Here is a 14,287-nt window from a genome sequence, read left to right as displayed (position 1 = left end):
CGTTTGGTAAGAAAAACTCTTTCGTTCTCTAAAAAACTCTCCAATCATATAGGAGCTATTTGGTATTTTATTCATGAATATAACGCCAGTTTATCTATAGAATGAAAAACTGGCGTTATCATTACTATGCAGGACTACCACTTACTTTAAGTATTTATTGGGAAGTTTTAGGGCAAAAATATCCGAGCGAATTTGGAGAGGTAATCTAAGACATATTTGATAATTTCTGCCATTTTGGTGAAGTGAGGAAAGTTTAAATGTTAAAAAATATATGGTTAATGCTGCAATATCAGCATTAGTTTTAGAGAAAAATTTGGTACTGGTTGCTTAAGATACTGCGCTCTCAACCAAATGCTTAAGCAAAAATACTTAATAGTTTTCTGCGAATATTTCAGCTAGAACATCGCGCCTGCTTGATTTTCATCAACTGAAAGCCAGAAAGCGCTGACATGACAAAATAGGAAGAAAATTATAGCTCATAACAGCCATTTTTTGCTGTCAAATGCTTTTCGATGCAGCATTGAGCGCAGTCAGACATCAGCCATTATGCTGAAGTAGGGTAGAGCGAGCGCGATTGCCCCCGTGCGATACCTCTTTATACCCCAGTTTCACTACCACTGGTTGAGACACTGCTAAGAGTGCCGATTATTTACAAGCTGATATAAAAAAGATATATGCTGCACAACCAGCCTCTGTACTTTCCAATAACACAACTCACGATAAAGCGGGATAATCCAGTTTGCACATGGCTGATATGGATGGTAAGGGCCCTCTAGAATAACGATGAAAAAGATATTAGTCGTTGATGATGACAGAACCCTGCGAACCGTCTTGACACGCTACCTGCAAACCCAAGGGTATCAGGTTCAGGATGTAAGTTCTGGTATGGAGGCATTAACTGTTTTTGAACAAGATGCACCGGATGTAGTGGTTAGTGATGTCATGATGCCAGAAATGGACGGTCTAGAATTTTGCCGCCGTCTGCGAGGGATACCTTCAGGACAATTAGTGCCGTTTATATTTCTATCAGGAAAAGGAGAATTAGAAGACCGCATTCAAGGACACACCATAGGAGCAGATGATTATCTGACAAAACCTTTCGATCCACGGGAATTAGTTGCAAAAATTGAGGCACAGCTAGAGCGATCGCGCCGCATCAATGCAGAAATGGTACGGTTAATGCAGCAGCTGGCTACCAGCGCTGCCCCTGCTGAAGAGAAATCACAACACTCGGATGTTCCCCCAGTAATGTCGCTGCCCTTAACCCCAGCAGAGCAAAGAGTTTTTTGGGAGGTAATTCAAGGTTTTACCAACAAACAAATTAGCGATCGCTTGTTCATCAGTCCCCGCACAGTTCAAACCCATCTGAGTAACATCCTCGGTAAGCTGGAGCTAGATAATCGCTCTCAACTGGTTCGCTTTGCCTTTGAACGCGGATACCGCCGTCCCAGCAATGAGGAGCAATTATAGAGGAAAATGCTAGTTGCTTGTTCATTGCTAATTGTTAAAAGCCATTACCCATTAGTTATTAGCCATTAACTATTAGCCATGATTACCAGCGTCTACACATTGAGTGAAATAAGTCAAGCAATCGCGACCGATCATTCGCAATGGAGACCGTTAGTATTTACTAACGGGTGCTTTGATATACTCCATGCAGGTCATGTGAGATATTTACAAATAGCAAAGTCCTTCGGGCGATCGCTTGTGGTGGGGTTAAATAGCGATCGCTCAGTCAGTGCCATCAAACCGCACAAACAGGGATTGCCTCCTCGACCTATAGTTCCCCAACAGCAGCGCGCAGAAGTTCTCGCCGCCCTAAAGTCCGTCGATGGGGTAGTGATTTTCGACACCTTAACCGCCACTAGCTTAATTGAAGCACTCAAACCTGATATTTATGTCAAAGGAGGCGACTACAGCACAGAAACCCTGCCAGAAGCACCAGCTGTTTTGGCATACGGGGGGCGTATAGAATTAGTCAAAGTGGAAATTCCTACCTCAACCACAGCACTTATTGACCGCATCCTGCACTCAAGTCAATAGCTATAGGTCATTGAAACTTTGAAACGTTGGGTAGGGATTCTCGTTCTCACAACGCCTCCAGCGTCTCCAATCTTCAAACGTTCCAACGCTTACGGAAAAAAGACAACAGACTGAAACTTGCTTCATGATTGACCCAAAGACTGCCGATCTACCAGACACCACCTCTAACGATATCGCTGCCCTCCGCTTCAAGTTCGAGTCGGGTTCTCCAGCAGGGCAACTACAACTCATTCCGGAACTCATAAAAGCTGGAGAATCCGGTTTAGAGGTACTGATGGAATTTTTACTTCAAAGCAAGTCAAACCCTGCCACTTTGGTTGCTTTCAAAGCCTACCAGACCCTTGAGAGCGCCAACTCAAAAGTCGCAGATGAATTTCTGCAAACCCATTTCCCTAACGGGATCGTACCGCTAAACTCAGAACGCGGCATCGACTACACACCCCTGCAACAGCTGCTCAAAAAACAGGACTTTCTTTCAGCTGATCGGATGACCTTGCAAAAAATGTGTGAATTAGCAGGAGTTGATGCCGTGCAGAGAAAATGGTTGTACTTTACTGAAGTAGAAAACTTCCCTATTAAGGATTTGCAAACCATCAATAACCTTTGGTTCGTCTACTCAGAAGGGAAATTTGGCTTTGGAGTGCAGCACGAAATTTGGTTGGGTGTCGGCAAAAACTTCTTAAAATTCTGGCCGAAAATCGGCTGGAAGAATGGAAACAACTGGACTCGATACCCTAACGGGTTTACCTGGGATATGTCCGCGCCTAGAGGTCATCTCCCTCTGTCAAATCAGCTACGAGGTGTCCGGGTGATTGCCTCCTTGCTATCTCATCCCGCCTGGTCGAATAAAAGTCCTGAATCTTGAGTGTTAAAGAGCGATCGCATTGCGTTAGCGTTAGCGCTATTGTGTGGTTCGCGTCAACCGATAGCAGCGCTCTCGAAAACCGACTAAGTTAGCAATGTTGCGATCGCTCTTTAAGCTAACGCATCCTACCTATCTTCATCCTTGCTTGTTCAGCTTTTTAGGCAATCTTTCCTGAACGTGTTGATTATTGGCTTGATTCGGGAACGCTAAATATAGCTGGAAATTATTAATGATGTCATACAAGCAACGTGTATGGGGGTAGGGATAGTAATGGTAGGCCCAGAAAGTAGACTTTTTTGCCGTTTGGATGGTTTGACACCACAAGTTAGAGAACAACAAAGACTCAAGGCTTTGCGAGACTTGGGGCTACTGGAAACAGAAATGATTCCCGTTTTTGAGGAAGCTACACAAACAGCAGCCCGCTTTTTGGAAGCGCCAATCTGCTTTTTGGGTTTAATAGCACAAGAAACCCAGTGGCTCAAGTCAGCTGTGGGTTTATCGCGAGTGGGACTGATGAACGAGCTAGCGACTTCGCGGCAAATCCCACGCCATGAAACCTTCTGCGTTTATGTAGTAGATAGTCATCAGGTATTGGCAATTTACGATACTAATGACAAGCTTTGCCAGCCAATATTTGCTGAGAGTTTGCTGGTGCAGCACTACGGCATCCGTTCCTACTTAGGCACCCCCCTGTTGACATCTGATGGAATTTGTCTGGGTACGCTGGCAGTAATGGATTTAGTGCCTCGTAGTTTTACCAGCAAAGATATTGAATTCTTGGCACTCATGGCACGCTGGAGCCTCAGCGAATATGAGCGAAACCTTCTGCTTCTGGGAACACGGCAAGTGGATTCGCCACAGCGTATCAGCTCCAGCAGTCAATGGTTTGCTAAATCGTCGCTACACGCGCCACCAGACTCTTACGATCACTTAGGACACAACGCCCCTACTCCCCTGAATTCGAGTGATTTGCTTTCCCTGACCCGTTCAGCCCCCAACCCATCTGCAACTACCTCTGTTAAAGCTAAACTGCTATCTCAGCTGTCGCAGGAACTGCGAACCCCACTAACTTCGGTGATGGGAATGGCGAGTGTTTTGGGTCGCGAAGTTTACGGGCCATTAACAACTAAGCAGAAGGAGTATCTGGAAATTATCCACCACAGCGGACGCCACTTAGTTTCGCTAGTGGATGAAATTTTGTCTTTGGGAGGGCTAGATGAAGGTAGCCAAAAACTCGATTTTACGTCTGTAGACATTGAAATGCTCTGTCAACAGGCAATTAATAGCTTGGAACAGTTTGCGTCTGGGCGGCAGCAACAGATTCGTTTATCAATAGAACCTGGTAAGCGCATCTGGTTGCTGGATAAGGAGAAGGTGCGGCAAATTCTCTACTACCTGATTTTTAATTTAATTAACTCAGGCAGTGCGGGTGGTGTGGTTCGCATTCATGTCTCTCGCAAAGGAGAAAGGCTGAACATTTCTGTCTGGGTTTCTCACCCTTGGTTAGGAGATGGTCTGCCTCAGATTGAGTTTTACTCGCATTCGGAAGTTTCGACGCTCTCGGAGCGATCAGAAGTGGCGCTGCACGCCAGCATCATCCACGCTCAGCAATCGCAATCATCTATGTCGTGCCTCCAAGCAGCTAATCCAATGCTGCTGAATGGTTCTGGTACCGCTAATCTTCCCAGTCCGGAACCAGTACCTGGGCAGCAACAGAGCAATAGCAACTCTCGCGAAAATCTTGGACTTTTACTCAGCTGTCTGTTGGCGGAAATTCATGGCGGACAAATTTCTGTTCAAGGCTCTCCAGACGCAGGTTATCGCTATGTTGTCAGCTTGCCGCAAATGGAGAGTGAGGAAACATTTGACGATTGACTGACAATGGGCTATAGACTATGTACTTGGGAATAGGTAATGGCTAATTGCTAACGGCTAATGGCTAATGGCAATTAGCGCTTGAACAATTAGCAATTAGCAAATGACCAAGTACATAACTGTTTGGCAACGATTTACCATGTCCAATTTGCCGCTGTATCAGTGGCAAAGCACCAGCTATTTACATCGGTTGGTTGGTATCCTGCGATCTTGGCGGCAAAGTAGCTGGCTGATGCAGTGGGAGCAAGCGATAGGAGCTGTGTTGGTAGCTTTAGTGTTTGTTTTAGCTCCTTTCGTGTCAAATGTCCTGATCGGCGTGTTAATGGCTGCTGGTGCTGGTTTTTGGGCGCTGCTGACACTCTCGGATGATCGGGGGTACGTCCAAGGCTCCCCAAAGGTAACGCCTATTCACTGGCTGGTTTTGCTGTACTGGGGTATTGCTACGATAGCAACGGCTTTGTCTCCGGAGAAGGAAGCAGCTTTTAAGGGATGGTCGAAGCTAACGCTGTATTTGCTGTTTTTTGCGCTGATGGCGCGGGTATTGCGATCGCCTCGTCTGCGCTCAATACTTATTACTGTCTACTTGCACGTGGCGTTGATTGTCAGTGTATATGGGTTGCGGCAGTGGTTTTTTGGGGCAGAAGCTTTGGCAACTTGGACAGATCCCACGTCTCCCATGTCTAAAACTACGCGAGTTTACAGTTACCTGGGTAATCCTAATTTACTGGCAGCTTATCTGTTGCCTGCGATCGCTTTATCTTTGGCAGCTGTTTTCGTTTGGCGCGGTTGGGTTCCCAAAGCCTTAGCGTTGACGATGTTTGTGGTAAATTCTGTCTGTCTGGTTTTAACTTTTAGCCGCGGCGGTTGGATTGCCTTAATATTTTTGCTGGGCGCGTTTGGGATGATGGTGGTTTTCTGGTGGAGTATCCAGATGTCTCCTTTCTGGCGAACTTGGTCGCTACCGTTGTTATTGGGAAGTTCGGCGGTTGTACTATTGTTGGCGTTACTATTTGTGGAACCATTACGCGATCGCGTTTTCAGTATGTTTAGTGGTCGCAAGGATAGCAGCAATAATTTTCGGCTCAATGTCTGGAGTGCGGTGAAAGAAATGATCCGCGATTACCCGATTCTGGGTATTGGCCCTGGTAATGTTGTCTTCAATAAAATCTATCCGGTGTATCAGCTTCCTCGTTATAACGCTTTGAGTGCCTATTCTATCTTTCTGGAATTGCTTGTAGAAACTGGTTTTATCGGATTTACCAGTTTTATGTGGCTGCTAATTGTCACCTTTAACCAGGGATGGTTACAACTCACTCGGTTGCGGGAAGTACAAAGACGCGACGGGTTTTGGCTGATGGCGGCGATCGCTGCTATGTTGGGTTTGCTGGGACACGGATTGGTAGATACAGTCTGGTACCGGCCCGAAGTTAATACTCTCTGGTGGATGATGGTGGCGTTAATTGCTAGTTATTACGTTGTCTCCCCTGCAAGCGATCGCACTCTGCCCATGAGCTAGAGATATAGCGATCGCGTTTGATAATTTTCTCCTTCTCTTATGAAAAAAAAAGCAGAAAGATTTTTTCGTCTTTCTGCTTTTCTTTTAAATTTTAATCTTTTTACTCTCTATATCCAGTACTACCAGTGCGAGTTGCTGGATCGGGGTCGCGGTATGCTGTCGGCTCATTGTTCTTGCGGCCAGCCAACCCAGCTAAACCAGCTAGACCAAGTAAGCCCAGCCAGCCCCAATCGAAACCATCATCTTCGTTCTCAACAACAACATCTTGGCCCGAAGTAGCGGGGTCTACAGTAGTTGTATTATCGGGATTTGTTTGAGCAGAGGCGGGCATAGTTAAGGGGAGAAGTGCCATACTCACGGTGAGAACGCCAGCTCCAACAACTTTCGACAAATTAGAACGCTTCATAAGTTAAATTAAGTAAAGTGCTTTGTGAGTTCCTAACTTATAAAGGTATGCTTATTCCCCAAAACTAGAATCAATCTGTGGCTATAAAGTTAGCTGCTTGTTCCCTCTAACTATAGAGATAGAAGATGTACTTTTTCCGCACTTTCTGACTTTAGTAATTTTTCATCGCTCGTTCCATATCGCGTTTATCTTCACGTTTCTTGATGTCTTCGCGCTTATCGTGCAGCTTTTTCCCTTTGCCAAGGCCAATTGTTAGCTTCACCCAACCCCGCTTCAAATACATCTTCAAAGGCACTAAAGTTAAGCCCTGCTGTTCCACCTTGCCAATCAGTTTGCGGATTTCCTGTCGGTGCAGCAGCAGTTTGCGCGTGCGCCTGGGGTCGTGGTTGAAAAATTCGCCGATACCCTTGTACGGCGAAATGTGGACGTTTATCAGCCATACTTCACTATTGCGAATCAAAGCATAGCCATCTCGCAGATTAACCTGACCTTGGCGAATCGATTTAACTTCCGTACCAGTTAACTCAATTCCAGCCTCATAGGTTTCCAAAATTTCATAGAGGAAACGGGCTTGTCGGTTATCGCTAATAATTTTAATACCTTCGTTCTTTTCACTCATCGCAACCCAGCTGTGGAAAACCTTGTCTTAACGTAGCCTTAAAATGCAAGCGATCGCAACAACCCAGAAGAGGGAGACAGGCAAATTCTCCTGATTATCTCGGTTTTCAGTCTATAACTAGGAACGAGAATAATTTCCCCAGTTGCCAGTCCCTGCTTTGCACAACTATCGGGAACGGACTTTAATAGTAACTTCTTGGAGGCGGCTACCAGGGTTCATATCTTGATACTTCGCGTCGGTGTTGCTGGTGGATGACACTTTGTTGACTGAAGAAGACTTGGCGGTTGACATTGCAGCCTTTTGAGCCTCAGTCTGGATGTCCTGCTTTTTGGTGTACTCAGCAATTTTGGCTTGAGCTTGAGCGTAGGCGGGAGTGTCTTGAGGAATCTGTTGGAGATAGTTTAAGGCACCAGCAAAGTTTGTTTTGGCTGCTCTTTCGTATGCTTGTTGTAACAAATATTCGGATTTAATCCGCTCTTTCTCAGTATATTCTACCAATTTTTGTTGAATTGTTACATCGGCCGTATCTTTAGGAATTAATTTCAGATAGTTAACAGCGCTGGTAAAGTCTTTTTCTGAAGCTTTTTCATAGGCTTTTTGAATTAATTGTTTTGCTTCTGCTTCTATTTTGGGTTGCGCTTTTTGGAGGATTGGCTCGGCTTTCTTTTCCCAAAAAGGAACATCAGGCATCTTACGAGCGGCAACTACGACGTCTAACCATCGGCTTTCCTTAAATGCTTGTTCAGCCGCTTTAAATTGAGTAGCGGCGGTATGCCAATCTTGGCTCCACTCTTGGATGGCGGCTTGAGCTTCTGGATAGACGGTACTTTTTGAAGGAATGGAGTTAGCCAGCGCGATCGCGCCTTTAAAATCTCCGTTTTGATATTTTTCCTGCGCCGTTACTAAAGTTCCTGATGTTGATTCTGAGGGAAACGCTTGCAGCAGAGAATATACCCCACCCGCAATTACTAAACTATTAGCTGCAATACCTATGGTAACTCCAGTAAGAATAGGAGAAGTGGGAACTTTATAGGAGCGATTTTCTACACTTGGGTTAAATACATTTTGCCTAATAAGTTCTTTAGAGTTTTCTACGGGTGGGTTTATTAACACTTCTTGTATACTCGCCGGTTCCCCACCCCATACTTTCGAGAAGGGTAAGAGGCGACGTAAACCCGCTTCTACAATTACAGATCGGCTCAACAGTTCTTGCCTACCGGGCGACATTCTGATACAGTCCGCCTCTAGGACTTCTGGCTCCGAAATCTTTACGGTTAACGCTTGCAGCGCCTGTAATGTTTCAAATGCTGATTGGTAGCGGGTGCGGAAGTGATAGCGCACCATTTTTTTCAGCACCGAAATTAACTCATTTAGAGGTGATTCATACATCGCTTCTAGCGGCAAATGATGCTCCCAAATCACCTCCCCCGTAACCGGATCTTCTGTTAGTTGGGCTGGTTCCACGCCTGTCAGTGCTTGGATGGCAATCATTCCCAGAGCATAAATGTCGCTGTTCGGGTGGGCATGTCCTATCAGTTGCTCGGCGGGAATATACCCCAAGCCACTAATAGCCAGGGTAGTGTTACTCTGGGCTTTATCTATAGTAAAATGCTGCGATTGAACTGCGCTAAAATCGGTTAAAAATAACTTGCCATCTCCGGAGCGTCTAATGATATTGTTCGGTTTAATATCGCAATAAATGATACCTTGAGAGTGAACAAAGTCAAGAATGCACAAAATATCTTGCAGCATTTGTACCACTTGACTTTGAGTCCACCGTTTGACACAGCCTTTGCTGATGGGCAGTTCCGCACTCAGCGGATGACCTTGAATGAATTCTTGCACTAAGAAGAATTCTTGGTTTTCTTCAAAGTAGTCTAATAGTTGGGGAATATGCTCGTTATCTTTTAGTTTTTTCAAAGTGTCGGTTTCGCAGATAAACCTACGCTTTGTAATTGAAGAGAGGTTGGGGGCTGGAGTGGCAAAATTAAAGTGTTTGAGAACACATCTGGGGTTGCCTGTTTGGTGGAGGTCTTCAGCAATATAGGTTTGCCCAAAAACCCCAGAGATCAGGAGCTGGACAATTTGGTAACGACTTTTTACTATTTTGCCGATCATTGGGTGGATTGCCAGCTCCTTATACAGTGGCTTTTAAACGCACATCTAGATATATATATATTTTTTCGGGAATTTCCCTGTCTTTCCGGATCTTGTGGAAAGCGATCGCTTGCGGGTTGCATACCCTGAACCCCAGCAACGGCAAGGAAATCGCCCTAAACGCCGTACAATGCCCTCATAAGGTGGGATTGTATTTTTTGGTTAAGACGCGATCGCTTGCGTAAACCTTCTGTCACGTCCTCCTACTCAGCACTTTTTTCCAATAAGCTGTAACATCCAATAATTAGGGCGGATGAAAGCGCAAAGCTTACTTGCGGTGTCTGATTAATTGTTTCCACCCGTGTAGGTGGAGTTAGGCGCGTTGTTCTGTGCCAAAATCGTTTTCAGCCGTTGCGCGATTTTTTGCAAGACCCTTCCCTAACGCCAACTGTCACGAAACTGCATGAACTTAACTTTAGGACAAATACTAGGAGGACACTACCAAATCATCAACTCCTTGGGAGGAGGTGGGTTTGGTAAAACTTACCTTGCTAAAGATATGTATCTCCCTGGCAATCCTCCGTGCGTTGTTAAGCAACTTAAGCCCCAGTCAACCAATCCGCAGACTTTAGAAATAGCGAGGCGTTTGTTTGATACTGAAGCAAAAGTTTTGTATCAATTAGGAAATCACGCTCAAATTCCTCGCCTTTTTGCTTACTTTGAGGAAAATCAAGAGTTTTATCTGATTCAAGAATTTATTGAAGGCTATAACCTCAGCGAGGAACTCACTCCCGGTAAACAGTTGAGTGAAGATGAAGTTGTTTCCCTTTTACAAGATATTTTAGAAATTTTAGAATTTGTCCATCAGCAAAATGTAATTCACCGCGATATTAATCCCCGTAACTTAATCCGTCGTCAGGAAGACCATAAGTTAGTTTTAATTGATTTTGGTGCAGTCAAACAAATTAGCACTCAGATAATTAATGGTATACAGAGTAACGTCACTGTAGCTATTGGTACTCAAGGGTATCTGCCCAGCGAACAAGCTAACGGACACCCTAAATTAAGGAGCGATATTTACGCTGTGGGAATGATTGGGATTCAAGCTGTCACTGGGATATTTCCTAATCAGTTAAAAACCGATCCGGATACTGGGGAAATTATCTGGCGTAATCATTCATCAGTTAGCAATGGTCTAGGGAATGTTTTAGACAAGATGGTGCGTTATGATTTTCGGCAGCGCTACCAATCAGCATCTGAAGGATTGCAGGCACTTAAAGATTTAAAGATTCCTACTGGTGTCACGATGATGGTTTCACCAGTTGCTAAAACGCCAGTTCGTCCAACAACTCAGAAGAAAGCTAAAAAATCAGTCTCGATTTGGAGAAATGTTTTAATATTAACTGTTTTGCTTGGATTGGGGACAGTGGGCGGACTTTATCTGGTAAATTTTGTTAATTCTTCTAATGCAACTGATTTATATAATCGAGGCAAGACGCTATCTGAGTTGAACCGGAATGAGGAAGCGATCGCGCTTTACAACAAAGCTCTTAAAATTAGTCCAGATTACTTTGAGGCTTGGAATGGCCGCGGTAAATCTCTGTTAGATTTAAAGAAGTACAAAGAGGCACTTGATGCCTATGATAAAGCAATTCAACTGAGTCCAGTTTCTTTTGAAGCTTGGGCTGGTAGAGGTTATGTTTTGGATAACTTGCAGCGATACAAAGAAGCAATTTATTCTTTTGACAAAGCTTTGGAAATTAAGCAGAACTCGCCTGAAGTCTGGAATGGTAAAGGAGAAGCCCAGACTAATTTACAGCAATACGAAGAAGCAATAGACTCTTTTGATAAAGCAGTTAAATTTAAGCAAGATTATTATCAAGCTTGGTATAGTAAGGGCTGGGCAGAGCATAGTTTGCAGAAGTATGAGGATGCGATCGCGTCTTACGACAAAGCGATTGATTTCAAATCCGACTACGCGCAAGCTTGGCACAATCGCGGGAATTCGCTCATCAGCTTGCAACGTTACAAAGATGCTGTTGAGTCTTATGAGAAAGCTGTGAAATTTCAGCCGAATAATTATAATGCTTGGTACAGTCGTGGCAATGCTTTAGTTAATTTGCAGCAATATAAAGAAGCGATTGATTCATATAAACAAGTGAATAAAATCCAGCCAAGCTACTATAAAGGCTGGTACGCGAGAGGCTGGGCGCTGCATCAATTGGAACGTTACGAAGAAGCATTAGGCTTTTATCAAAAAGCGCTTAGATTAAATAATAATGATTATATAATTTGGTACAATCTAGGGAATCTATTGTATAACCTGAAAAAATACGAAGATGCGATCGCGTCTTATAACCGAGCTGTTGGTATTAGATCAGAACACTACGAAAGCTGGTTTAGTCGCGGCAATGCGCTATTTAATTTACAAAAATACGAAGAAGCCCTGTCTTCCTATGAGAAGGCAATTCGATACAAGCCAGATTACCAGCAAGCAATAGAAGCTAAACAGCAGGTGGAGAGTCAAAGGAAGCCGGAAAAGTTGACTCCAAAAGCAGGTAAAAAGTCAGATAAATCCGGAAAAGCTGACTCTTGACAGGAAGCAATAGGGGAGCATCTCAAATAAATTTCCCACAGGCTCAAGCCTCGCGCGAGTTTACTTGTTAGGCGTTTTTACAAAATTGAGATGCACTCCATCAGTATTAATTTGCTGCGCCAAGATTGAGAGACAGCGATGAATCAAATGAGTAACTATCCAGACTTTTCCCAGCTAGGTTATCAAGTCATCAGAGAATTAGGACGCAACCGGGAAGCAGGACGTATTACCTATCAAGCTACCGCCCTCAACTCGGATCAAGAGGTAGTAATCAAAGAGTTTCGTTTTGCAGATACAGCTGGTGACTGGTCGAGTTTTAAAGCTTATCAGCGCGAGATTGAAGTGCTGCAACAGATGCAGTATTCCCGCATTCCTCAATACCTAAATTCCTTTGAAACTCCAGCGGGTTTTTGTCTGGTGCAGGAATATAAAAACGCGCCATCTTTAGCAGAAAGATGCAGCTTTAATCCTGAAGAAATTAAGCAAATTGCTCTCTCAGTATTAGAAATTTTGGCTTACCTGCAAAGGCGAACCCCCCCAATTATTCATCGAGATATCAAACCTGAAAATATCTTGGTTGACCAACAATTAAATGCTTACCTAGTTGATTTTGGGTTGGCGAGAATTCGGAGTGGGGAAGTTGCGATGAGCAGTGTGGCAGCAGGAACTCCCGGTTTTATGCCGCCAGAAGAACAGTTTGGTCGTCCTCTCACAAAGGCATCAGACCTCTATAGTTTAGGTGTAACGTTAATCTGCTTACTTACTGGTACACGTTCGATTGCTATTGGTAACTTAATTGATGACAACTATCGTTTCGATTTCAAACAATTGGTTACTCAACTAAGCTCAAGCTTTGTTGAATGGCTAACAAAAATGGTGGAACCAAATCTGAAAAATCGCTTCGATAATGCTGTTGTTGCGATGACCGCACTTAAGCCTATTGATGTTGTCGGTGGTGGCCTAAAAAGTAGAAAAAAAGCCGCTGTGTTGGGCTTAACCAGCATTGGTATTATCGCCGGGTTGGGGGCTATGATGATTTACCCGGCTTTGACAACTCCCCGGCAGGAAACTTTAGTTAAGCGGTTATTGGAAACTAAAGAATGTGAAAAGTGCGATCTCCACGGTGTCAATTTGAAGGGTGCCAACTTGGGGAATGCTAACTTGCGAGATGCCAACTTACAGGGCGCCAACTTGGAGTTTGCCAACCTGGGAAATGCTAACTTGCAGGAAGCTTATTTGGATAATGCCAAACTGGGAAGTGCCAACTTGGGAAGTGCCAACCTGGAGTTTGCCAAATTGGGAAGTGCTGACTTGGGAAGTGCCAATTTGGGAAGTGCCAACCTGCGCGGTGCGTTCTTGGCGAGTGGAAACTTGCAGGGTGCCAACCTGGAGTTTGCTAACCTGCGGGGAGTCAACTTAGGAAGTGCCAACTTGGGAAGTGCCAACTTGGGAAGTGCCAACTTGAAAGATGCTTACCTGGAGGGTACTAACTTGGAGGGTGCTAACTTGAAGGGTGCCAAGTTAGATACCAAACTACGGAATGCAAATTTCAAGGGTGCAATTATGCCTGATGGCACTAAACATAGATAAAATATTTGCAGATGTGAAGGCGATCGCTTCTCCTTGCCAAGTAATTCTAAAAGCGATCGCTTAAAATAAAAGCATCATAAAGAAGCTATAAAATATGACCGTTAGTAAAAGCGATATCTACGTTTCCCCAGAAGATTATTTAGAAGGTGAGAAGATAAGTCCCATCAAACACGAGTACAGGCAAGGGGAAATTTATGCAATGGCAGGTGCAAGCGATGCCCATAATATAATTGCAGGCAATCTATTTGCGCTCCTTAGAAATCATGTTCGCGGTACTGGTTGCCGGGTTTACATGGCAGAGATGAAAGCCCGAATTGAACAAGCCAATATTTTTTATTATCCCGATGTAATGGTAACTTGTGATGAGCGGGATAGGAATCCTGATGATTTCAAGCGATACCCTTGCTTAATTGTTGAAGTGCTATCTCCAACGACCCAAGCTTTTGATAGAAGTGATAAATTTGCCGACTATCGAACGTTGGAAACGCTCCAAGAATATGTGTTAATAAATCAAGAAAAGGTAAGTGTAGATTGTTTCCGTCGCAATTCCGAAGGGCGTTGGGTTCTCTATCCTTACGGCAAAGACGAAGAAGTTGAATTGGCTAGTGTTAATTTTAGCTGTCCTATTGCCGCACTGTATGAGGATGTCTTAGAACTTAGTTGATGGCTTACTACTGACT

12 protein-coding genes and 1 pseudogene are annotated in these 14,287 nt (G+C 44.2%); 10 read left to right on the top strand and 3 right to left on the bottom strand.

The annotated features are described in order from the left end of the window. The 6 genes and pseudogenes from NDI42_RS17995 to NDI42_RS17970 all read left to right on the top strand — a co-directional run. Window positions 1-105 (top strand): annotated as a pseudogene (locus NDI42_RS17995) (IS1 family transposase); the annotation flags it as partial. Between the two features lie 678 nt (window positions 106-783). After that, on the top strand, window positions 784-1,470 hold the full coding sequence (locus NDI42_RS17990) for a response regulator transcription factor (protein ID WP_190459229.1): 687 nt from the start codon (window positions 784-786) through the stop codon (window positions 1,468-1,470). 78 nt (window positions 1,471-1,548) lie between these two features. Beyond that, the gene (locus NDI42_RS17985; RefSeq protein ID WP_190459227.1) at window positions 1,549-2,043 is read left to right on the top strand and encodes an adenylyltransferase/cytidyltransferase family protein; all 495 of its coding nucleotides are present in this window, start codon (window positions 1,549-1,551) and stop codon (window positions 2,041-2,043) included. Window positions 2,044-2,167: 124 nt separating this feature from the next. Further along, on the top strand, window positions 2,168-2,908 hold the full coding sequence (locus NDI42_RS17980) for a GUN4 domain-containing protein (protein WP_190459225.1): 741 nt from the start codon (window positions 2,168-2,170) through the stop codon (window positions 2,906-2,908). 270 nt (window positions 2,909-3,178) lie between these two features. Further along, entirely contained in the window at window positions 3,179-4,783 is a 1,605-nt protein-coding gene (locus NDI42_RS17975) for a GAF domain-containing sensor histidine kinase (protein WP_190459223.1), read from the top strand. Window positions 4,784-4,886: 103 nt separating this feature from the next. Continuing rightward, window positions 4,887-6,299 (top strand): IctB family putative bicarbonate transporter, encoded by a 1,413-nt coding sequence (locus NDI42_RS17970; protein WP_190459221.1) that lies wholly within the window; start codon window positions 4,887-4,889, stop codon window positions 6,297-6,299. Window positions 6,300-6,399: 100 nt separating this feature from the next. Here NDI42_RS17970 and NDI42_RS17965 read toward each other — a convergent pair whose 3' ends face one another. From NDI42_RS17965 to NDI42_RS17955, 3 genes are all read right to left on the bottom strand, one after another. Further along, window positions 6,400-6,705, bottom strand: coding sequence for a WGxxGxxG family protein (locus NDI42_RS17965; protein WP_190459220.1), 306 nt, complete (start codon window positions 6,703-6,705; stop codon window positions 6,400-6,402). 151 nt (window positions 6,706-6,856) lie between these two features. Beyond that, complete coding sequence (gene smpB, locus NDI42_RS17960; RefSeq protein WP_190426023.1) at window positions 6,857-7,324, bottom strand: SsrA-binding protein SmpB; 468 nt, start codon at window positions 7,322-7,324, stop codon at window positions 6,857-6,859. Between the two features lie 165 nt (window positions 7,325-7,489). Further along, window positions 7,490-9,442, bottom strand: coding sequence for a serine/threonine protein kinase (locus tag NDI42_RS17955; protein ID WP_190459217.1), 1,953 nt, complete (start codon window positions 9,440-9,442; stop codon window positions 7,490-7,492). A gap of 26 nt (window positions 9,443-9,468) precedes the next feature. Here NDI42_RS17955 and NDI42_RS17950 point away from each other — a divergent pair, with 26 nt between their 5' ends. The 4 genes from NDI42_RS17950 to NDI42_RS17935 all read left to right on the top strand — a co-directional run bounded on the left by NDI42_RS17950 (window position 9,469) and on the right by NDI42_RS17935 (window position 14,271). Beyond that, the gene (locus tag NDI42_RS17950) at window positions 9,469-9,666 is read left to right on the top strand and encodes a hypothetical protein (protein ID WP_190459215.1); all 198 of its coding nucleotides are present in this window, start codon (window positions 9,469-9,471) and stop codon (window positions 9,664-9,666) included. Window positions 9,667-9,884: 218 nt separating this feature from the next. Next, window positions 9,885-12,017 (top strand): tetratricopeptide repeat protein, encoded by a 2,133-nt coding sequence (locus NDI42_RS17945; RefSeq protein ID WP_190459212.1) that lies wholly within the window; start codon window positions 9,885-9,887, stop codon window positions 12,015-12,017. Between the two features lie 138 nt (window positions 12,018-12,155). Then, window positions 12,156-13,607, top strand: a complete 1,452-nt coding sequence (locus NDI42_RS17940) for a protein kinase domain-containing protein (protein WP_348231446.1) — start codon at window positions 12,156-12,158, stop codon at window positions 13,605-13,607. A 94-nt stretch (window positions 13,608-13,701) separates the two neighbouring features. Further along, window positions 13,702-14,271 carry a Uma2 family endonuclease gene (locus tag NDI42_RS17935; RefSeq protein WP_190459208.1) on the top strand — a complete coding sequence of 190 codons (570 nt, stop codon included), beginning with the start codon at window positions 13,702-13,704 and terminating at the stop codon, window positions 14,269-14,271. Window positions 14,272-14,287 lie beyond the last annotated feature (16 nt).

The organism is Funiculus sociatus GB2-C1 (assembly GCF_039962115.1).
GTDB classification, from domain to species: Bacteria; Cyanobacteriota; Cyanobacteriia; order Cyanobacteriales; family FACHB-T130; genus Funiculus; species Funiculus sociatus.
This window is presented reverse-complemented; position numbering and strand designations above follow the sequence as displayed.

Coding starts and splice junctions, on each gene's coding strand:
- smpB (WP_190426023.1), bottom strand. CDS start 7,324: ATGAGTGAAAAGAACGAAGGTATTAAAATTATTAGCGATAACCGACAA.
- NDI42_RS17945 (WP_190459212.1), top strand. CDS start 9,885: ATGAACTTAACTTTAGGACAAATACTAGGAGGACACTACCAAATCATC.
- NDI42_RS17940 (WP_348231446.1), top strand. CDS start 12,156: ATGAATCAAATGAGTAACTATCCAGACTTTTCCCAGCTAGGTTATCAA.
- NDI42_RS17980 (WP_190459225.1), top strand. CDS start 2,168: ATGATTGACCCAAAGACTGCCGATCTACCAGACACCACCTCTAACGAT.
- NDI42_RS17970 (WP_190459221.1), top strand. CDS start 4,887: ATGACCAAGTACATAACTGTTTGGCAACGATTTACCATGTCCAATTTG.
- NDI42_RS17990 (WP_190459229.1), top strand. CDS start 784: ATGAAAAAGATATTAGTCGTTGATGATGACAGAACCCTGCGAACCGTC.
- NDI42_RS17935 (WP_190459208.1), top strand. CDS start 13,702: ATGACCGTTAGTAAAAGCGATATCTACGTTTCCCCAGAAGATTATTTA.
- NDI42_RS17965 (WP_190459220.1), bottom strand. CDS start 6,705: ATGAAGCGTTCTAATTTGTCGAAAGTTGTTGGAGCTGGCGTTCTCACC.
- NDI42_RS17975 (WP_190459223.1), top strand. CDS start 3,179: ATGGTAGGCCCAGAAAGTAGACTTTTTTGCCGTTTGGATGGTTTGACA.
- NDI42_RS17985 (WP_190459227.1), top strand. CDS start 1,549: ATGATTACCAGCGTCTACACATTGAGTGAAATAAGTCAAGCAATCGCG.
- NDI42_RS17955 (WP_190459217.1), bottom strand. CDS start 9,442: ATGATCGGCAAAATAGTAAAAAGTCGTTACCAAATTGTCCAGCTCCTG.